Here is a 19452-nt window from a genome sequence, read left to right as displayed (position 1 = left end):
GACCGCCTTCGCCGGCAAGCCGGCTCCTACAGAGCGGCGGTGTGTCGGTTAGCGGGAGGTGTCGATGCTGACCACCACCGACAGTCCGGGACGCAGGCGTTCAAGCTCCGGTTGATCCGGGTCGACGCTGATCCGCACCGGCACGCGCTGGGCAATCTTGACGAAGTTGCCGGTGGCGTTGTCGGCCTGCAACAAGGCGAATTCGGAACCGGTGGCCGGGGAAATCCGTTGCACCTTGCCGCTGAATTTGCGGTGGCTCAGCGCATCCACGCTAAAGCTCACCGGCTGCCCCACACGCACATTGTCCATCTGGGTTTCCTTCAGGTTGGCAATCACCCACAGCTGGTTGGGCACCAGGGCCATCAACTGCGCACCGGAATTGACGTAGGCCCCCAGGCGCACGCCGATCTGCCCCAGTTGCCCATCCCGTGGCGCCAGCACTCGGGTGTTGGACAAATCGATCCGTGCCAGTTCCACCGCCGCCTCGGCACTGCTCACCGCGGCTTCCAGCGAACCGCGATTGACGATCACCGTCTGCAGATCCTGCCGGGCGATTTCCAGTTGTGCCTGGGCCTGGGCCACTGCCGCCACGGTCTGGGCATTGGCGGCACGGGTCACGTCCAGCTCACGCCGGGACACCGAACCGTCGGCGATCAACGCTTCGTTGCGTTGCAGGTCCGCCACGCTCTTGCGCGCCTGGGCCTGGCTGTCGGCCAGCGCCGCCTGGCGCAGCTTGATGGTGGCCTCGGCGCTATTACGTTGTTGCAGGGCATTGGCCAGGGCCGCTTTCTGCACCGCCAGTTGCGCCTGGGACTGATCCAGGCGCTGCTGGTAGATGCGGTCGTCGAGGCGCACCAGCAGGTCGCCGGCCTTGACCTGCTGGAAGTCCTGCACCGGAACCTCGAACACATAGCCGCTGAGCTGCGGCCCGATGATGGTTACCTGCCCGCGCACCAGGGCATTCTCGGTGCTTTCCACGGCGCTGGAAAACGGCGGCAGCTGCCAGGCGTAAAGCACGATCAGCACACCGACGATGGCGATGGCGGCAAATCCCAGGGACGAAATGATGCGCACCACCAGCGGCCGTGGTTCGGTACCGGGAAGGGTCGGCGGTCCATTGGGCTCGGCGGATGCGGCAATGGCATTGGTGGTGGGATGGATGGATTCGCTCATGAAGAAGGGGCACCACTGGGTTGAACGGAAACCGGGGCCGCAGGCACGACCGCGCGGGTCGTGCTCATCAGCCACAGGCTGCGAATGAAGATCCAGACCATGGTCAGTACGGCAATCACCGCAATCAGCATGAAGACATCGTTATAGGCCAGCACATTAGCCTCGCGGGTGGCCGCCGTGGCCAGGCTGCGCATGCCTTGCAGGGTGCGCAGGTCGGGGTCGGCGATGATCTTGCCATAAGCCGCTGCGCCACTCTGCACCCGGGCCAGCACCTGGGGATCGAGCAAGGTCAGCTGCTCGACGATATGGCTGGAATGGTATTTCTCACGAACGATCTGGAAGGTCCCGAGCAACGCCGAGCCGATCAGCCCGCCGAGGTTCTGGCAGATGCCGAACAACACCGAGAAGCTCACCAGGTTGCGCGGATTGGTCAGCACGTTGCGGGTCCCCAGGACCATGGTCGGGCCGAGGAAGAAGGTTCCGCCAAAGGCCAGCAGGAACTGGCTGAGGTACATGTTGGCCGGGCGCGTGAGGTTGCTGGAGAAGCTGTCCATCACCGAACCCAGCGCCATCAGCGCCAGGGAGATGATCAGCGGCATCAGCAGGTGCGCCGGGTTGATGGTCAGGGCGCTGGTGGCCAGCCCGGCGATACTGCCCAGCAGCATTACCCCGTAGAGCATGCGCATCTGCTCGCTGCTCATGTTCAAGGCCTGGAGGAAACCCACTGCGCCGGTGGACTGCTCGGACAACACCATGCGGATCAGGATCACCGCCAGGGCCAGGCGGATCATCGCCCCACTGCCAAGCCAGCGGGTCATCAGCATCGGGTTGCTGCGGTTATGTTCGATGCACAACCCCGCCATGATCAGCACGATCGAGCCAGCGCTGGCATAGCCGATCCACGGCGCCTCCAGCCACCAGTCGATCCGCCCCAGGGACAGCACCGCGCACAGTAGCGCCACGCCGCTGGCGAGCAAGGCGAAGGTCAGGAAGTCGAGTTTCTCGAAGGTGCGAAAGCGATCCCCCGGCGGCAGCTTGAGCATGAACACGCAGCCCAGGGAAGTCAGTGCCAGGCCCAGTTCGAACAGATACAGGCCGCGCCATTCGGCAATCTGCAGCAGATCCTCGGAAAACAGCCGCGCCAGGGGCAAGGCCAGTTGCGAGGTGCCCAACCCCAGCACCAGGGCCTTGAGTCGCCACTTCGCCGGGAAGGCCTGGACCATGTAGTACAGGCCCAGGGAACTCAGGGCGGCACCGACCATGCCGTGGGCCGCACGCACGGCGATCGCCGAACTCAGGTCGTTGACGAACAGGTGGCCGAAGGTCACCAGGGCATACAGCACCAGGAACACCTCGGTGAAGGCCCGCAGGCCGAACTGCTGGCGAAACTTCACCAGCAGCAGGTTCATCGACACGTTGGTCATCACGTAGGCCGCCGGCAGCCAGGCCATTTCCGCCGTGGTGGCGCCCAGTGCGCCCTGCAGATACGGCAGGTTGGCGATCACCAGCGAATTGCCCAGGCCGCCGGTGATGGCCACCAGCAAGCCCACCAGGGCATAGGCCAGGCGCTTGTGGGTGGGGTGCAGCGGTGTCGAGGGGGAACCGGGCAAGCTGGGCTTTTCGTGGGGCTGCCAGTTGCGCGGGGCGTAGTGATCCATGCAGTGACCTTGTGCAGTGCCAGGCTGCAACGCAGCCATTGGCGATATTTCTCATGGTCCGCCAGTGTGCCGGAAAACCCCGAAGGCAGGCGAACCGGCAACGGCGTGGATGAATTTTATTTGAAGACGCTGGCGTCGGCGCTGTTTTTCCGAAATCCTTCAGCAGGCGCCGAGTCTCAACGCCACCCGACCTTGGCCGTCATTATCCGGAACTCAAATGCCCCTGTCCTTTATAAAAATGCACGCCAATGGTGATGATTTCGTGCTGATCGACGCCCGTGGTCGCGACTACCCGATCACCCGCGAACGTGCCAGGGCCCTGGGCGATCGGCAGCGCGGCATCGGTTTCAATCAACTAGTGGTGCTCAGCGATTGCCCCGAGACGGCGGCGCAACTGACCTTCTGGAACGCCGATGGTTCCAGCCTGAGCACCTGCGGCAGTGCCACCCGCGGCGCTGCCGAGCTGCTGCTGGGCGAAAGCGGCGAGCGTTCGCTGCAGGTGAAGACCGAGCGCGGTATCCAGCGCTGCCAGCGCCTGGACGATCAGTCGATTTCGGTGGAAATGGGCGAGCCACAGTTCGCCTGGCAGGCGATTCCCCTGGCCCGGCCCCTGGACACTTTGACCTTGCCACTGCCGGGAACGCCGACGGCATGCAGCATGGGCAACCCCCATTGCAGCTTTTTCGTCGAGCACCTGGAGCGCCTCGATATCGCCAGTATCGGCCCGCTAATCGAGGCCGACCCGCTGTTTCCACAAAAGACCAACGTGCATTTCATCCAGATCATCGACCGCCAGACCCTTCGCCTGAGGATCTGGGAACGCAACGGCGCGATTCCCCTGGGCTCAGGCTCCTGCTCCTGCGGGGCCGCGGTCAATGGCATCCGCCGTGGTTTGCTGGACAGCCCAGTCAAGGTGCTATGCGATGGTGGCCCGGTGACCGTCAGCTGGGACGGCCAGGGCAAGGTGCGCCTGGCCGGTACCGTGACCCGGGTGTTTCACGGCTCGCTATGACACCGTGGCGCCGGCAAAAACCGGGCGCCCGGGCAACGCGGCCTAGATCCAGCCCAGCCACTTCCACCAGGTCATGGCGAACACCAGCATCAGCAGGTAACCCACCAGCGTCACCAGCAACCCGACCTTGGCGAACTGCCGCGCATTGAAGGTTTCGGTGCCCAGGCAGACCATGTTCTGCGGCGCGTTGATCGGCAGGATAAAACCGTAGCTGACGACAAACCCCAGGAGCATGGTCATGCCCAAGCGATTGATCTCGCCCGGCAAGGTCTGCAGCACTGCAATCAGGATCGGCAGCAAGGCCGAAGTCAGCGCGGTGGCGCTGGCAAATCCCAGGTGAATCAGGATCAGGAAGGCGCCGAGGATCGCGAACACCGCCAGCGGGCCGAGATGGTCGAGCCCGGTATGGGCCACCACCTGAGTCCCCAGCCACTGCCCGGCCTGGGTGCTGAGCAGCGCCGTGCCCAGGCTGATGCCGACACCGAAGACAATCACCGTGCCCCAGGGAATCCGTGCCTGCACGTCCTTCCAGGTCATGATGCCGATCCGTGGCAACAACAGGATCACCAGGCCGGCGTAGGTGGTGGTCGTGGTGTCGAAGGGGTGCAGCTTGCCCTCGGTGGACCAGGCCAGCAGCAGCAACAGCGAAACCGCCAGCAGGCGTTTCTGCGGCCCGGTCATGGGCCCGATATCCACCAGGGACTGGGCCACGGCTTCCTTGCCACCGGGGATGCTGTCGGTTTCCGGCGGCAGCAGTTTGAGCACCAGCCACAGCAGTACCAGGGACATGATCACCGCCCAGGGCGCCCCGGCGATCAACCAATCGAGCCAGGCCACGCGCTGGCCAAGCATCTTGTCCATGAAACCCACGGTCAGCAGGTTCTGTGCGGCGGCGGTCTGGATGCCGACGTTCCAGATGCTGGTGCCCTGGGCCACCACGATCATCAGCCCGGCGGCGATGTTCGAGCGTTTGTCGACCCCAAAGGCGGCGATCACACCCATCATGATCGGCACCACGCAGGCGCTGCGCGCTGTAGCGCTGGGCACCAACAAGCTGAGGAGGATGGTCACCGCGATGGCCCCGACCAGGATGCCCCGGGTGCTGGTACCGACCCGGGTCAGGGTCACCAGGGCAATGCGTCGGTCGAGGCCGGTGTGGGTCATCGCCGCGGCGATGAACAAGGCGCCGGTCACCAGGGCCAGGGCCGAGTTGGAGAAGCCGGTCAGGGCCATGCTGATGGCCGCCGAACTGCCGTAGATCTGGGTCGGGTCCTGCAGGGTCGGCGCGGTGCCGATAAGGAAAGCCATCAGCGCAGTGATCATGATCGCGCTGGCCTCATAGGACACGGCTTCGCTGATCCACACCACCACGGCGAACGCGAGGATCGCCAGCATCCGGTGCCCTGCCACCGGCAGGTCGGCGGGCAGAGGCAGAAGCAGTACCCCGACCAACGCCAGCACGCCGATCAGCAATCCAATCGGGAATACGGCCTTGGTCGCGGGCGCCGTTGTCACAGGCGTTGTCATGGGCCTTTTCCTTTTCGTTGGGGAGACGTCAAGGATGCCTCAAAACTGCCAAAACTGCCTTGATAAGGGTCAAGTCCAAGGGGGTGTGCCCCCCTCATTCCTGTACCCGCGAGGCCTGAAATACCCCTGGCCAGACCCTGTACTCCCCACCAGCTGTCCCCGGGCTGAACAAAAAATAACAATTGGAAATATATTTTTACATCTATGCAGATTTTTCACATGTTTGAGATCAGAGTGCTACCAAGGAGACAAGGAGTCGAACTGTTATTGGTTGTATCACTCCAACTTGCAAGGTGCCTTTATGGTGATAAGAAACTTGAAACTGACTTCCAGGGCGCTGCTGAGTTTTGGCGCCATCTGTATGTTGTTGATCGGTCTGGGGGGACTGGCACTGTGGAAAATGGGACAGATTCACGACGCGGCACTGGACCTTCAGTCCAACTGGCTGCCCAGCGTCAGACAAGCCACGAAAATCGAATCCAGCGCGTTGCGTGTACGCCTGGAGGCGCTGCACTACGCCACTGAAACCGACAGCCAGAAAGGCGCGTCCCTGGACAAGCTGGGCTCGCTGAAAACCACCCTGGCCCAGGTGATCAAGGACTACGAGCCGCTGGTCTCCAGTGCCGAGGAAAAAACCCTCTACGATCAGGTCAAGCGTAACGCCCAGGACTACCTGGACAAGCTGGCCGTGGTGATCGATGCCAGCAAGACCAATACCGCGCAACAGAGCAGTGACTACATCAACCAGGTCACCGTGCCCCTGGCCAACACGTTGCAGAGCGCCATCGAAGCGCTGATCAGTCTCAACGAAAAAGGTGCCGCACACTCGGCGACCCAGGCCGGCGAGCAGTTCGACAGCGGCCTGACCCTGACCTCGCTGATCATCGTCCTGGCGATCATCCTGACCATGCTCATCGCGGTGCTGTTCACCCGCAGCATCATCCGCCCGGTGCAATCACTGCTGAGCACCACGCAGAAAATCGCCGAGGGCGACCTGCGTGCCGAGGTCGAAGTCAACGGCCAGGACGAACTGACCGACCTGCAGAAATCCACCCAGGCGATGCTCGACAGCTTGAAGTCGACCATCCGCCACATTGCCGACTCTTCCACTCAATTGGCCTCCGCCGCCGAGGAAATGAGCGCCATTACCCGTGAGTCCAACGCCGGTATCCAGCAACAGAGCATGGAGACCGACCAGGCCGCCACGGCAGTCAACGAAATGACCGCCGCCGTCGAGGAAGTGGCACGCAATGCGGTCTCCGCCTCGCAGTCGACCCAGGCTTCGGAGCGTTCCGCAGGGCTGGGCAAGGAGCGCGTCGAACAGACCATCCACTCCATCGAAAAACTCACCGGGACCGTGGAGAACACCCGGGTGGAAATGGCTGGCCTGGCCCAACAGGCCCAGGACATCACCAAGGTCCTGGACGTGATCCGGGCGATTGCCGAACAGACCAACCTGCTGGCGCTGAACGCCGCCATCGAGGCCGCCCGGGCGGGTGAACAGGGTCGCGGTTTTGCCGTGGTGGCTGACGAAGTGCGGGCCCTGGCCCACCGCACCCAACTCTCGACCCAGGAAATCGAGCAGATGATCCAGGGCATCCAGAGCGGTTCGAGCAAGGCCATGGTGTCCATGCAGCAAAGCAGCGAGGACGCCAGCCAGACCCTGGCCATCGCCCACGAGGCCGGTGCTGCCATCAGCCACATCACCCAGGCCATCAGCGAGATCAACGAACGCAACCTGATGATCGCCACCGCCTCGGAGGAGCAGGCCCAGGTCGCACGCTCGGTGGACCAGAATCTGATGAGCATCCGCGACCTGTCGCTGCAAAGCTCGTCCGCGGCCAGCCAGACCTCGATCGCCAGCAGTGAACTGTCGTCCCTGGCGGTGAGTCTGAACAAACTGGTGGCACGCTTCTCCCTGTGAGACGGGCCAAGGCCCGCTGAGAAGCCAGGTAGAAAAAACGCTCGTGCTGGACGCTGTTCGCCAGCCAGCCGCCTCCTACAGATCATCCCGATCATGCAGGGGACGGCTGGCCGGTGATCGCCGAGCGCCCTCTAGGGGAGTGCTGGTCATGCTGAAACTGATCTCGATCCAACAGCTGCAAATGGGCATGTACATCCATCAGTTCTGTGGTTCCTGGCTGGACCACTCATTCTGGAAAGCCGGTTTTGTCCTCGACAGCCGTGACGACCTGCAGCGCCTGCAACGCTCCAACCTGAGCAGCCTGTGGATCGACTCCAGCAAGGGTTGCGACCTGCCTGAGGCCAGCCCGCCGGCACCGACCCCGACACCAACAACGGCCCCTGCGGTGGAGTTGCCGACGCCGCGGGCGAGCATGGATGAGGAAGTCCAGCGTGCCCTCAAGCTCTGCGCCCACTCGCGCAAGGCGGTGATGGCGATGTTCCAGGAAGTGCGCATGGGCCAGGCACTGGAGATGCAACAAGCCGAAGAACTGGTGGTGCAGATCGCCCAGTCGGTGCTGCGTCATCCCAATGCGCTGATCAGCCTGGCGCGACTGAAGAACGCCGACGACTACACCTATATGCATTCAGTGGCAGTCTGTGCACTGATGCTGGCCACCGCGCGTCAGTTGGGGCTGTCGGAGGACTATATTCGCCTGGCGGGCATCGCCGGCCTGCTGCATGACGTGGGCAAGCTGACCATCCCCGACAGCATTCTGAACAAACCGCAAAAGCTCTCGGACAGCGAGTTCGAGCAGGTCAAGCGCCACCCGGAAGCCGGCGGCGCAATCCTGCGCCAAAGCAGCGATGTGGATGCCGTGGTGCTCGACGTGTGCCTGCACCATCACGAAAAGGCCGACGGTTCCGGGTATCCGCACCGCCTGGCCGGCAGCCAGATCAGCCTGTTTGCACAAATGGGCGCGGTCTGTGACGTGTATGACGCAGTGACCTCCAATCGCCCCTACAACCGTGGCTGGGACCCGGCCGAGGCGATCCAGCGCATGTCCACCTGGAAAGGCCATTTCGACCAGCGGGTGTTCCAGGCCTTCGTCAAGAGCGTGGGCATCTACCCGGTAGGTTCGCTGGTGCGCCTGAAAAGCGGTCGCCTGGCGGTGGTGATGGAGCAGCATCCGAGCGCCCTGCTGACGCCCAGAGTCAAGGTGTTCTTCTCGACCCGCTCCAACCTGCCATTGGCGCAGAGCGTGATCGATCTGGCCAAGGTCCAGGGCCAGGATCGCATCATCGCGCGCGAAGCCCCGGAAGACTGGGACTTCAAGAACCTGGAGCAGCTGTGGAACGGGCTCTCCGCCTGAGCCTCAGAGACCCAGGGTCAGGCCGTTGGCCGGCAGCGGCAGCGCGGTCTTGTAGCGCACCTGCTTGAGGGCGAAGCTGGAGCGGATATTGGCCACCCCGGGAACCTTGGTCAGAAAGTCCATCATGAAACGCTCAAGCGCCTGGATAGTCGGCACCAGCACCCGGATCAGGTAGTCCGGGTCTCCGGCCATCAGGTAGCACTCCATGACTTCCGGGCGGTCGGCAATCGCCTCCTCGAAGTGCTGCAAGGCCTCTTCCACCTGCTTCTCCAGGCTGACGTGAATGAATACGTTGACGTGCAGCCCCAGCAGGTCGGGGTCCAGCAGGGTCACCTGCTCGCGGATCAGCCCCAGCTCCTCCATGGCCTTGACCCGGTTGAAGCACGGGGTCGGTGAAAGGTTCACCGAGCGGGCCAGGTCAGCGTTGGTGATGCGGGCATTCTCCTGAAGACTGTTGAGAATGCCGATGTCGGTACGGTCCAGTTTGCGCATGAGACAAAACAACCTTGTTTTTATGTTTATGCAGATTTTTTATCTGCAAATGACCTCCAGCGCAATGAAACAGAGATAAATATTCTCCTTCACCCGGCCTATGATGTTTGTAGGACAAGATTTTCCTTACCCAGGAAATGACTGTCAGCTAGCGCGCCCAATTACAAGAAATCCACAAGATCGAGCGTAGAAAGCCATGACCACAGCGTATGCACCGCTACGCCTGCACGTTCCCGAACCCTCGGGCCGTCCCGGCTGCAAGACCGACTTCACCTACCTGCGTCTGAACGACGCCGGCCTGGCTCGCAAACCCCCTATCGAGATTGAACCTGCGGAAACCGCCGACCTGGCCCGCGGGCTGATCCGTGTGCTCGACGATCAGGGCAATGCCCTGGGCGAATGGGCCAGCGACGTGCCCGTGGAGATCCTCCGCCAGGGCATGCGCGCCATGCTCAAGACGCGGATCTTCGACAACCGCATGGTGGTCGCCCAACGGCAGAAAAAAATGTCGTTCTACATGCAGAGCCTCGGCGAGGAAGCCATCGGCAGCGCCCAGGCGCTGGCCTTGAACATCGACGACATGTGCTTCCCCACCTACCGCCAGCAAAGCATCCTGATGGCCCGCGACGTACCGCTGGTGGAGATGATCTGCCAACTGCTGTCCAACGAGCGCGATCCGCTCAAGGGACGCCAGTTGCCGATCATGTACTCAGTGAAAGAGTCCGGGTTCTTCACCATCTCCGGCAACCTGGCGACCCAGTTCGTGCAGGGCGTGGGCTGGGGCATGGCCTCGGCGATCAAGGGCGATACCAAGATCGCCTCGGCCTGGATCGGCGACGGCGCCACCGCCGAGTCGGACTTCCACACCGCGCTGACCTTCGCCCACGTGTACCGCGCGCCGGTGATCCTCAACGTGGTCAACAACCAGTGGGCGATCTCCACCTTCCAGGCCATCGCCGGCGGTGAAGCCACCACCTTCGCCGGACGCGGCGTGGGCTGCGGCATCGCCTCGCTGCGGGTCGACGGCAACGATTTCATCGCGGTCTACGCCGCCTCGCGCTGGGCCGCCGAACGCGCCCGGCGCAACCTCGGCCCGACCCTGATCGAATGGGTCACCTACCGCGCCGGCCCGCACTCCACCTCCGACGACCCGTCGAAATACCGCCCGGCCGACGACTGGAGCCACTTCCCCCTCGGCGACCCGATCACCCGCCTCAAGCAGCACCTGATCAAGATCGGCCAGTGGTCCGAAGAGGAACACAGCGCCGTCAGTGCCGAGCTTGAAGCCCAGGTCATCGCCGCGCAGAAGGAGGCCGAGCAGTTCGGCACCCTCGCCGGCGGCCAGATCCCCAGCGCCGCGACCATGTTCGAGGATGTCTACAAGGACATGCCCGAGCACCTGAAACGCCAACGCCAGGAACTGGGGATCTGAGATGAACGACCACAACAACAATATCCAGTTGGACACCGCCATGACCACCACCACCATGACCATGATCCAGGCCCTGCGCTCGGCCATGGATGTGATGCTTGAGCGTGACGACAACGTCGTGGTGTTCGGCCAGGACGTCGGTTACTTCGGTGGCGTGTTCCGCTGCACCGAGGGCCTGCAGGCCAAGTACGGCACCTCGCGGGTGTTCGATGCGCCGATCTCGGAAAGCGGCATCGTCGGCGCGGCCATCGGCATGGGCGCCTATGGCCTGCGCCCGGTGGCGGAAATCCAGTTCGCCGACTACGTCTACCCGGCCTCGGACCAGATCATTTCCGAAGCCGCGCGCCTGCGCTATCGCTCCGCCGGCCAGTTCACCGCGCCGATGACCCTGCGCATGCCTTGCGGCGGCGGCATCTACGGCGGCCAGACCCACAGCCAGAGCATCGAGGCGATGTTCACCCAGGTCTGCGGCCTGCGCACCGTGATGCCTTCCAACCCCTACGACGCCAAGGGCCTGTTGATCGCCTCCATCGAGAACGATGACCCGGTGATCTTTCTGGAACCCAAGCGCCTGTACAACGGCCCGTTCGATGGCCACCACGACCGCCCGGTAACCCCCTGGTCGAAACACCCGTCGGCCCAGGTGCCGGACGGCTACTACAAAGTGCCGCTGGACGTGGCGGCCATTACCCGCCCTGGCAAGGATGTGACCATCCTCACCTACGGCACCACCGTCTATGTCTCGCAAGTGGCGGCCGAGGAAACCGGCATCGACGCCGAGGTCATCGACCTGCGCAGCCTGTGGCCGCTGGACCTGGACACCATCGTCAAGTCGGTGAAGAAGACCGGCCGTTGCGTGGTGGTGCACGAAGCCACCCGTACCTGCGGTTTCGGCGCCGAACTGGTGTCGCTGGTGCAGGAACACTGCTTCCACCACCTGGAAGCCCCGATCGAGCGCGTCACCGGTTGGGATACGCCGTATCCCCACGCGCAGGAGTGGGCATATTTCCCAGGGCCGTCCCGAGTGGGCGCGGCGCTGCAACGGGTCATGGAGGTCTGAATGGGCACGCACGTTATCAAGATGCCGGACATCGGCGAAGGCATCGCAGAAGTGGAATTGGCGCAGTGGCATGTGAAAGTCGGCGACCTGGTGGTGGAAGACCAGATACTGGCGGATGTCATGACCGACAAGGCCATGGTCGATATCCCCTCGCCGGTGCACGGCAAGGTCATCGCCCTGGGCGGCGAGCCCGGTGAAGTGATGGCGGTGGGCAGCATCCTCATCAGCATCGAAGTCGAAGGCGCGGGCAACTTCAAGGAGTCCGCCCAGGCGCCTGCCGCTAGCCACAAAGAGCAGGCCGCTATTAATAAGCCGGCACCAGCAGCGGTGGCCGCAGCGCCCCAGGCTGAAGCCAAGCCGGCAGTGCGCAGCCAACCCGCCTGCAGCCGCCCTGCCCCGCAGGCACCGGTGGCCCGCGAAGCCGACGAGCGCCCATTGGCTTCGCCGGCAGTGCGCAAGCATGCCCTCGACCAGGGTATCCAACTGCGCCTGGTACAAGGCAGCGGCCCGGCCGGGCGCATCCTCCACGAGGACCTGGACGCCTACCTGGCCCAGGACAGCCAACCGCTGCACGGCTACTCGGCCCCTGGCACCGGTTATGCCGAACGCCACGACGAAGAGCAGATCCAGGTGATCGGCATGCGCCGCAAGATCGCCCAGCGCATGCAGGAATCCAAGCACCGTGCCGCGCACTTCAGCTATGTCGAGGAAGTGGACGTCACCGCCCTGGAAGAGCTGCGCGTGCACCTCAATGAAAAACACGGCGCCAGCCGCGGCAAGCTGACCCTGCTGCCGTTCCTGGTGCGGGCCATGGTGGTGGCCCTGCGCGAGTTCCCGCAGATCAACGCGCGCTACGACGACGAAGCCCAGGTCATCACCCGCCTCGGCGCGGTGCATGTCGGGGTCGCCACCCAGAGCGACATCGGCCTGATGGTGCCCGTGGTACGTCACGCCGAAGCCCGCAGCCTGTGGGGCAACGCCGAGGAAATCTCGCGCCTGGCCCAGGCCGCCCGCAGCGGCAAGGCCGCTCGCGATGAGCTGTCCGGTTCGACCATCACCCTCACCAGCCTCGGTGCCCTGGGCGGCATCGTCAGCACCCCGGTGCTGAACCTGCCGGAAGTGGCGATTGTCGGGGTCAACCGCATCGTCGAGCGGCCGATGGTGATCAAGGGCCAGATCGTGATCCGCAAGATGATGAACCTCTCCAGCTCCTTCGATCACCGGGTGGTCGACGGCATGGACGCCGCGCAATTCATCCAGGCCATTCGCGGCCTGCTCGAACAACCCGCCACGCTGTTTGTGGACTGATGATCAGAGGAGCATGCATGCAACAGACTCTTACTACCCAACTGCTGATCATCGGCGGCGGCCCTGGCGGTTATGTGGCGGCGATTCGTGCCGGCCAGCTGGGTATCTCGACCATCCTGGTGGAGGGCCAGTCCCTGGGTGGCACCTGCCTGAACATCGGCTGCATCCCGTCCAAGGCGCTGATCCATGTCGCCGAGCAGTTCCACCAGACCCGCCACCACAGCCAGGGCTCGGCCTTGGGCATCGAAGTGGCGGCGCCGACCCTGAACATCGGCAAGAGCGTGGAATGGAAGGACGGCATCGTCGACCGCCTGACCACCGGGGTTGCCGCGTTGCTGAAGAAGCACAAGGTCCAGGTGATCCAGGGCTGGGCCAAGGTGATCGACGGCAAGACCGTGGAGATCGAAGGCGCCGAGACCCGCATCCAGTGCGAGCACCTGCTGCTGGCCACCGGTTCGAAAAGCGTCAACCTGCCGATGCTGCCCATCGGCGGGCCGATCATCTCTTCCACCGAGGCCCTGGCACCTAAGACCCTGCCCAAGCGCCTGACCGTGGTCGGCGGCGGCTACATCGGCCTGGAGCTGGGCATCGCCTACCGCAAGCTGGGGGTCGAGGTCAGCGTGGTCGAGGCTCAGGAGCGCATTCTCCCGGCCTACGATGGCGAACTGACCCAGCCGGTGCTGGATTCGGTGAAGCAGTTGGGGATCAAGCTCTACCTCAAGCACAGCGTGCTGGGCTTCGATGCGACATCCAGCAGCCTGCAGGTACGTGAACCCAACGGTGAGACCCTGAACCTGGAAACCGATCAGGTACTGGTAGCAGTGGGTCGCAAGCCCAACACCCAGGGTTGGAACCTGGAAAGCCTGAACCTGGAGATGAACGGCGCAGCAATCAAGATCGACAACCGCTGCCAGACCAGCATGCGCAACGTCTGGGCCATCGGCGACTTGAGCGGCGAGCCGATGCTCGCGCACCGGGCCATGGCCCAGGGCGAGATGGTCGCCGAACTGATTGCCGGCAAGCACCGCGAGTTCAACCCGGCGGCGATCCCGGCAGTGTGCTTCACCGACCCGGAGTTGGTGGTGGTGGGCAAGACCCCGGACGAGGCCCGCGCCGCTGGCCTGGATTGCATCGTCAGCAGCTTCCCGTTCGCGGCCAATGGCCGGGCCATGACCCTGGAATCGAAAAGCGGTTTCGTGCGGGTGGTGGCCCGAAGTGACAATCACCTGATTGTCGGCTGGCAGGCAGTGGGCGCCGGGGTATCCGAGTTGTCCACGGCGTTCGGCCAATCCCTGGAAATGGGTGCGCGGCTGGAAGACATCGGCGGCACCATCCACGCGCATCCGACCCTGGGCGAAGCGGTCCAGGAAGCGGCGTTGCGCGCATTGGGCCACGCCTTGCATCTGTAACCAACCAAGGGACACACAGGACTGTGCCCAGGTAGGAGCGTGGCTTGCCCGCGAAAGGGCTGGCGGGGATAGCCAAGCGTTCGCGCCGGGGCCTTCGCGAGCAAGCTCGCTCCTACGGGGATACGGGGGCTGTTATAGGGGGGACGTTTCATGAGCAGGTTCAGTTTTTTTGTCGCCCCTGCCATCGTCCGGGATGCGGTACGCCCCCGGAATGCAGTATTGTTGTGCCCATCCAAAAAAACGTCAGAAGCCTTGAGCCGTTCCGGCGGTTGTTAAGTGATAGAGGGTGTCATGGGTAACGAAAGCATCAATTGGGACAAGCTGGGTTTTGACTACATCAAGACAGACAAGCGCTATCTGTCGCACTGGCGTAACGGCGAGTGGGACAAGGGCACCCTGACCGAAGACAACGTGCTGCACATCAGCGAGGGCTCCACTGCCCTGCACTATGGCCAGCAATGTTTCGAAGGCCTCAAGGCCTACCGCTGCAAGGACGGCTCGATCAACCTGTTCCGCCCGGACCAGAACGCCGCCCGCATGCAACGCAGCTGCGCGCGTCTGCTGATGCCGCACGTGCCCACCGAACAGTTCATCGAAGCCTGCAAGCAGGTGGTCAAGGCCAACGAACGTTTCATCCCGCCTTACGGCACCGGCGGCGCGCTGTACCTGCGTCCGTTCGTGATCGGCGTGGGTGACAACATCGGCGTGCGTACCGCACCCGAGTTCATCTTCTCGATCTTCGCCATCCCGGTCGGCGCCTACTTCAAGGGCGGCCTGACCCCGCACAACTTCCTGATCTCCAGCTACGACCGTGCTGCCCCGCAAGGCACCGGCGCGGCCAAGGTCGGTGGCAACTACGCCGCCAGCCTGATGCCTGGCTCCGAGGCCAAGAAGGCGCACTTTGCCGACTGCATCTACCTCGACCCGCTGACCCACCGCAAGATCGAGGAAGTCGGCTCGGCGAACTTCTTCGGTATTACCCATGATGACAAGTTCGTCACCCCGAACTCGCCATCGGTACTGCCAGGTATCACCCGCCTGTCATTGATCGAACTGGCCAAGACCCGCCTGGGCCTGGAAGTGATCGAAGGCGACGTGTTCATCGACAAGCTGGCGGACTTCAAGGAAGCCGGTGCCTGCGGTACCGCCGCGGTGATCACGCCGATCGGCGGCATCGAGTACCAGAACAAGCTGCACGTGTTCTACAGCGAGAAAGAAGTCGGCCCTGTCACCCAGAAGCTCTACAAAGAGCTGACCGGTGTGCAGACCGGCGACGTGGAAGCGCCAGCGGGCTGGATCGTCAAGGTCTGATTCGCGCCCTGCTGCAACCCAGCCCGCCCCTGCTTGCCAGGGGCGGGCTTTTTCATGCCGGCAATTTACTTCGTCGACTTGCTCCTGCCGAGCAAGCCATGCAACGGCTGCTCGACCCGCCTTGACCTGACGAAGGCGGGTTCAGTCGTCAAAGACCGATGCCGAATAGTGTCAGTACCTGTCGCGACCCATCCATCATTAGCAGTACGGCCAGGGACGCCAGAAAGGTGTAGCAAAAACTACTGACCAGTACGCAGGCTTCAAAACCGGCAAACGTTGACCAATTCCTGGCGCGCATTGGCCGGGCCTGCATGAGCCACATCATTTGCTCTCGCGGCAAGTGATAGGTGTGTTGTAGAACCTTCATCTTGCGAAAGTTCTCGAGCAGTGAATACATCACCACCAACGTCGTGACCGCCGCCACCCACCAATACCCTAAAGGCTCCAGCACACTGTGCCCGAGACCATTTGAACCGGCCGCCTGTTGAAAAAAGACAACCCCTACCAGCGACACCACGGGCACCACTATCCCGAAGTAGATCACCAACCCCAGGCTGGCCATGGCCACACCGCTGGCGAAGACACTGATGCGAATCACCCAGGCGAGGAACCCTGGGGAAAACTTCGAATAGGCCCTTTGCGTTTCGATCACCAGCAAGGGGATCAACATGGTCAACACCCCGACCCCGATATCCACGGCGTTGAATCCAGTTTTGGGCAGCAGCAATGCCATCAGGAAGGTCACCCCACGGCTGCCCACTCGCCACATCATCTTCGCGTCGTCAGTTACCGTCTTCGACCAGAACTCCTCGGTAATACCCTTGCCATCATCCATTGGCGATCTGCCTCATTGCTCAAAACCGCGCATTGTCAGGCATGACCCCGGCGCCTGCCCAGCACCATCGCTGCGTACCTGACCAATCCGCTTGCCTGGCCGCGCCGCCACCGGGCTGGCCTGGCCATCACGCTGCTTGCCATGGCGCGCTTCGCTGATCAGCGCCGGGATCAGCGGCCCCTCCGGCAGGTGCTTCCAGAAGCGGGCCGGCAAGTGCCCCTGCATGACCTTGGGGTTGAGCCGCGCCGGGTTGAAGATGTGGCTGTAGTAGGCCAGCCACAAGTCGCCGCCGGGGTCTTCGGCTGGCTGCGCCAGTTGCTGCCAACCAAGCGGGCACCGACGTTGATAGAGCAGCTCCCGGCCATCGAAATACACCCCGTCCCGGGGGGTAGCGATCATCCAGCGATGGCGCCCCATGCGCCCGATAAAGTGCTGGCTGGCGCTGGCCAGGATGTCGTGGGCCGGCTCGTGCCAGGCGACGAACTCCGGCTGTTGCGCCAGGCTCGAACGCCCTTCGGCCAGGCGGACAAACCGCACAAAGGCGTGCAGGTGATGAGCCTCGCGGTCCACTTGCTTGATCCGCCGTTGCAGCTCGCTGCCCAGTTGATCACCGCTGAGCATCGCCGTGCGGTCGCCGTGGCTGACCCGCCACAGCACCTCATACAGCAGGCTCCAGCGCTGGTCCCCGCGATAAGCGCCCGCCCGCTCCAACAGCTGCAGCAACGCCGGGGGAATCCGCGCGCGAAACGGGCCCGACGCTTCAGGGCACTCCTCGTCGCTGGCAAACAGGTCATTTTCCCGAGCCCCGGACCAACTGACTCGGCTCGGGTCGATGGAATGGCTGAGCAGCCAGCGTGCCTGCTGGCGCCAGGTGTCGAACAGGTCGTCGCAGTCCAGGCTGATCATCCCCACAACCCCATCTGCTGGGGTTGCGGGCGGTCCCGCAGTTGCTGGTAGAGCAAGGCGCTGCTGCTTTCCGCCTGCTGCGGGTGGTAGTCGCTGGTGATGAAGAACGGCTTGGCCTTGCTTAGCACGCAACGCATGCGCGCCAGGTCCTCGAAGCGAATCCGCCGCTCGCGGCGCAGCTCCACCAGGCGTTGGGTGGTGCGCAGGCCGATCCCCGGGATTCGCGAGATCAACGCCGGTTCGGCGCGGTTCAAATCGAGGGGGAAGACGCTGCGATTCTCCAGCGCCCAGGCCAGCTTCGGATCGATGTCCAAGGCCAGGTGCCCCGGCCCCTTGAACAGCTCGTTGGCGCTGAAACCGTAGCCACGCAGGAGGAAGTCCGCCTGATACAAGCGGTGCTCGCGCATCAGCGGTGGCGCGGCCAGGGGCACGCTTTTCGGGCTGTTGGGAATCGGGCTGAAGGCCGAGTAATAGACCCGGCGCAAACGGAAGTTGCCGTACAGGGACTCGGCGCTGTGCAAAATGGTGCTGTCGTCGGTGTCATCGGCGCCAACGATCATCTGCGTGCTCTGCCCGGCCGGGGCGAAGCGCGGGGCCCGGGGCTCGTTGAGCACCGTCTGCTCGCCGGTGTAGATGGTGCGCATGGCCTGCTTGATCGAGCCCAGCTGTTTTTCCGGGGCCAGGGTCTTGAGGCTCTGGTCGGTGGGCAGCTCGACATTGACGCTGAGGCGGTCGGCATAGCGCCCGGCTTGCTCGATCAGCGCCGGGTCGGCATCGGGAATGGTCTTGAGGTGAATGTAGCCACGAAATTCGTGCTCCTCGCGCAGCAACTGCGCAACCCGCACCAGTTGCTCCATGGTGTAGTCCGCCGAGCGGATGATCCCGGAACTGAGGAACAACCCGCTGACGCAATTGCGTCGATAGAAGTCCAGGGTGAGCAGCACCACTTCCTCGGGGCTGAAGCGCGCCCGGGGCACATCGCTGGAGCGGCGGTTGACGCAGTACTGGCAGTCGTAGAGACAGAAATTGGTCAGCAGCACCTTCAGCAAGGAAACGCAGCGTCCGTCCGGGGTGTAGCTGTGGCAGATGCCCATGCCGCTGCTCGAACCCAGCCCGCTCTTGCCTTCGGAGCTGCGCTTGGGCGCGCCGCTGCTGGCGCAGGAGGCATCGTACTTGGCCGCATCGGCGAGAATGCTCAACTTGTCGATCAGTTGCATGATCACACCTGGATGCTGTTTTTATATACAGTACAGAGTCCGCCTGGCAAGGTTCAAGCAATCCTTGTGCGGCGCAGCAAAAAACTCTGTCGAGGTGGCTACAGGCCCCCGGGGAAAACCCTTACCATGCGCCGCAGCGATACCGCCCTGCCCCATGAAAGGAATCACCATGCGTTCCCTGTCTCGTCTATGCCTAGTCCTGGCCTTGATGCTCGCAGCCTTCCAGGTCAATGCCGGCGAAGATCGCCAGGCCCTGGTCGCCAGGCTGGCGGCCAAGGTCCAGGCTGAAAAAGCCTGGCAGGCCCAGGCGCAGCAATGCCCGACTGCCGTCATGCCACAACGCGCCAAGATCCAGACCACCCAGGCCAACCGTTGCCAAAACGCGGCACAACTGGACAGTTGCATGAGCCGCTGCGAAGCCGGAAACGGCAACGACTGCTACTGGTTGGGCACCACCCTGCAACAGGCCGCTGGCCCGGCTGCGACTTACGAACCGCTGTACCAGCGCGCCTGCAGCCTGGGGCTGGTGTCCGGTTGCACCAACCACGCCGCAGGCCTGCTGAAAGCGCAGCCCGACAGCGAAGCGACTCGCCAGTGTGCCGTGCAGTCCTTCGCTCAGGCCTGCGACCTCGACGATCCCTGGGCCTGCACCATGTACGGTTTCCATCTGAGTCGCGGGATCGGCGTGCAGGCCGACGTCAAGCAGGCCCTGAAGGTGCTGGAGAAGTCCTGCAAGTTTGGCATCGACGATCCGGCCTGCAGCGGTGCCCGGCAGTTGCAGGAGGACATTCGCGCAGCCATCAAGGCCGCCCAGTCCTGAGGCGCAAAGAAATACCG

At 63.4% G+C, this 19452-nt stretch carries 16 protein-coding genes; 9 read left to right on the top strand and 7 right to left on the bottom strand.

The genetic code is table 11. The features are described 5' to 3' along the window. Positions 1-48 precede the first annotated feature (48 nt). Entirely contained in the window at positions 49-1173 is a 1125-nt protein-coding gene (locus GV819_RS21960) for an HlyD family secretion protein (protein WP_161758149.1), read from the bottom strand. Beyond that, complete coding sequence (locus tag GV819_RS21955; protein ID WP_161758148.1) at positions 1170-2831, bottom strand: MFS transporter; 1662 nt, start codon at positions 2829-2831, stop codon at positions 1170-1172. Before GV819_RS21955 ends, GV819_RS21960 begins: the two co-directional genes overlap by 4 nt. 217 nt (positions 2832-3048) lie before the next feature. Here GV819_RS21955 and dapF point away from each other — a divergent pair, with 217 nt between their 5' ends. Continuing rightward, the gene (dapF, locus tag GV819_RS21950) at positions 3049-3843 is read left to right on the top strand and encodes a diaminopimelate epimerase (protein WP_161758147.1); all 795 of its coding nucleotides are present in this window, start codon (positions 3049-3051) and stop codon (positions 3841-3843) included. Between the two features lie 42 nt (positions 3844-3885). Here the strand turns inward: dapF and GV819_RS21945 are convergent, their stop codons facing one another. Beyond that, on the bottom strand, positions 3886-5370 hold the full coding sequence (locus GV819_RS21945; RefSeq protein ID WP_161758146.1) for a DASS family sodium-coupled anion symporter: 1485 nt from the start codon (positions 5368-5370) through the stop codon (positions 3886-3888). Between GV819_RS21945 and GV819_RS21940 the strand changes: the two genes are divergently transcribed. Beyond that, complete coding sequence (locus GV819_RS21940; RefSeq protein ID WP_434738439.1) at positions 5369-7294, top strand: methyl-accepting chemotaxis protein; 1926 nt, start codon at positions 5369-5371, stop codon at positions 7292-7294. The genes GV819_RS21945 and GV819_RS21940 overlap by 2 nt on opposite strands. A gap of 148 nt (positions 7295-7442) precedes the next feature. Then, entirely contained in the window at positions 7443-8645 is a 1203-nt protein-coding gene (locus GV819_RS21935; protein ID WP_161758144.1) for an HD-GYP domain-containing protein, read from the top strand. 3 nt (positions 8646-8648) lie between these two features. Here the strand turns inward: GV819_RS21935 and bkdR are convergent, their stop codons facing one another. Beyond that, a complete protein-coding gene (bkdR, locus tag GV819_RS21930) occupies positions 8649-9137 on the bottom strand; it encodes a Bkd operon transcriptional regulator BkdR (protein ID WP_161758143.1) in 489 nt (162 codons plus the stop codon). Positions 9138-9333: 196 nt separating this feature from the next. Here bkdR and GV819_RS21925 point away from each other — a divergent pair, with 196 nt between their 5' ends. The 5 genes from GV819_RS21925 (at position 9334) to GV819_RS21905 (ending at position 15657) form a co-directional block, all read left to right on the top strand. Then, positions 9334-10569, top strand: coding sequence for a 3-methyl-2-oxobutanoate dehydrogenase (2-methylpropanoyl-transferring) subunit alpha (locus GV819_RS21925; protein WP_161758142.1), 1236 nt, complete (start codon positions 9334-9336; stop codon positions 10567-10569). A gap of 1 nt (position 10570) precedes the next feature. Beyond that, complete coding sequence (locus tag GV819_RS21920; RefSeq protein WP_161758141.1) at positions 10571-11629, top strand: alpha-ketoacid dehydrogenase subunit beta; 1059 nt, start codon at positions 10571-10573, stop codon at positions 11627-11629. Beyond that, on the top strand, positions 11630-12937 hold the full coding sequence (locus GV819_RS21915; protein ID WP_161758140.1) for a dihydrolipoamide acetyltransferase family protein: 1308 nt from the start codon (positions 11630-11632) through the stop codon (positions 12935-12937). It begins immediately after the preceding gene. A gap of 17 nt (positions 12938-12954) precedes the next feature. Further along, entirely contained in the window at positions 12955-14346 is a 1392-nt protein-coding gene (gene lpdA / locus GV819_RS21910) for a dihydrolipoyl dehydrogenase (protein WP_161758139.1), read from the top strand. 291 nt (positions 14347-14637) lie between these two features. After that, positions 14638-15657 (top strand): branched-chain amino acid aminotransferase, encoded by a 1020-nt coding sequence (locus GV819_RS21905; RefSeq protein WP_161758138.1) that lies wholly within the window; start codon positions 14638-14640, stop codon positions 15655-15657. Between the two features lie 148 nt (positions 15658-15805). Here GV819_RS21905 and GV819_RS21900 read toward each other — a convergent pair whose 3' ends face one another. From GV819_RS21900 to GV819_RS21890, 3 genes are read right to left on the bottom strand one after another with little or no spacing between them, the layout of a single operon-like run. Beyond that, complete coding sequence (locus GV819_RS21900; RefSeq protein ID WP_161758137.1) at positions 15806-16492, bottom strand: hypothetical protein; 687 nt, start codon at positions 16490-16492, stop codon at positions 15806-15808. 12 nt (positions 16493-16504) lie between these two features. Beyond that, positions 16505-17398: a TIGR03915 family putative DNA repair protein gene (locus GV819_RS21895; RefSeq protein WP_161758136.1), complete on the bottom strand. Its 894-nt coding sequence runs from the start codon at positions 17396-17398 to the stop codon at positions 16505-16507. After that, positions 17395-18615, bottom strand: a complete 1221-nt coding sequence (locus GV819_RS21890; RefSeq protein WP_161758135.1) for a putative DNA modification/repair radical SAM protein — start codon at positions 18613-18615, stop codon at positions 17395-17397. The genes GV819_RS21895 and GV819_RS21890 overlap by 4 nt, the downstream gene beginning before the upstream one ends. Before the next feature lie 169 nt (positions 18616-18784). Here GV819_RS21890 and GV819_RS21885 point away from each other — a divergent pair, with 169 nt between their 5' ends. Then, positions 18785-19435 (top strand): sel1 repeat family protein, encoded by a 651-nt coding sequence (locus GV819_RS21885; RefSeq protein WP_161758134.1) that lies wholly within the window; start codon positions 18785-18787, stop codon positions 19433-19435. Positions 19436-19452 lie beyond the last annotated feature (17 nt).

The sequence above is a fragment of the Pseudomonas sp. Fl5BN2 genome (assembly GCF_009908205.1).
Taxonomy (GTDB): Bacteria; Pseudomonadota; Gammaproteobacteria; order Pseudomonadales; family Pseudomonadaceae; genus Aquipseudomonas.
Note: the sequence above shows the minus strand (reverse complement) of the source record. Positions and strands in the feature narration are given on the sequence as shown.

Excerpts from the sequence above, each read along its gene's own strand:
- GV819_RS21960 (WP_161758149.1), bottom strand. The coding sequence starts at position 1,173 with ATGAGCGAATCCATCCATCCCACCACCAATGCCATTGCCGCATCCGCC.
- GV819_RS21955 (WP_161758148.1), bottom strand. The coding sequence starts at position 2,831 with ATGGATCACTACGCCCCGCGCAACTGGCAGCCCCACGAAAAGCCCAGC.
- dapF (WP_161758147.1), top strand. The coding sequence starts at position 3,049 with ATGCCCCTGTCCTTTATAAAAATGCACGCCAATGGTGATGATTTCGTG.
- GV819_RS21940 (WP_434738439.1), top strand. The coding sequence starts at position 5,369 with ATGGGCCTTTTCCTTTTCGTTGGGGAGACGTCAAGGATGCCTCAAAAC.
- GV819_RS21945 (WP_161758146.1), bottom strand. The coding sequence starts at position 5,370 with ATGACAACGCCTGTGACAACGGCGCCCGCGACCAAGGCCGTATTCCCG.
- GV819_RS21935 (WP_161758144.1), top strand. The coding sequence starts at position 7,443 with ATGCTGAAACTGATCTCGATCCAACAGCTGCAAATGGGCATGTACATC.
- bkdR (WP_161758143.1), bottom strand. The coding sequence starts at position 9,137 with ATGCGCAAACTGGACCGTACCGACATCGGCATTCTCAACAGTCTTCAG.
- GV819_RS21925 (WP_161758142.1), top strand. The coding sequence starts at position 9,334 with ATGACCACAGCGTATGCACCGCTACGCCTGCACGTTCCCGAACCCTCG.
- GV819_RS21920 (WP_161758141.1), top strand. The coding sequence starts at position 10,571 with ATGAACGACCACAACAACAATATCCAGTTGGACACCGCCATGACCACC.
- GV819_RS21915 (WP_161758140.1), top strand. The coding sequence starts at position 11,630 with ATGGGCACGCACGTTATCAAGATGCCGGACATCGGCGAAGGCATCGCA.
- lpdA (WP_161758139.1), top strand. The coding sequence starts at position 12,955 with ATGCAACAGACTCTTACTACCCAACTGCTGATCATCGGCGGCGGCCCT.
- GV819_RS21905 (WP_161758138.1), top strand. The coding sequence starts at position 14,638 with ATGGGTAACGAAAGCATCAATTGGGACAAGCTGGGTTTTGACTACATC.
- GV819_RS21900 (WP_161758137.1), bottom strand. The coding sequence starts at position 16,492 with ATGGATGATGGCAAGGGTATTACCGAGGAGTTCTGGTCGAAGACGGTA.
- GV819_RS21895 (WP_161758136.1), bottom strand. The coding sequence starts at position 17,398 with ATGATCAGCCTGGACTGCGACGACCTGTTCGACACCTGGCGCCAGCAG.
- GV819_RS21890 (WP_161758135.1), bottom strand. The coding sequence starts at position 18,615 with ATGCAACTGATCGACAAGTTGAGCATTCTCGCCGATGCGGCCAAGTAC.
- GV819_RS21885 (WP_161758134.1), top strand. The coding sequence starts at position 18,785 with ATGCGTTCCCTGTCTCGTCTATGCCTAGTCCTGGCCTTGATGCTCGCA.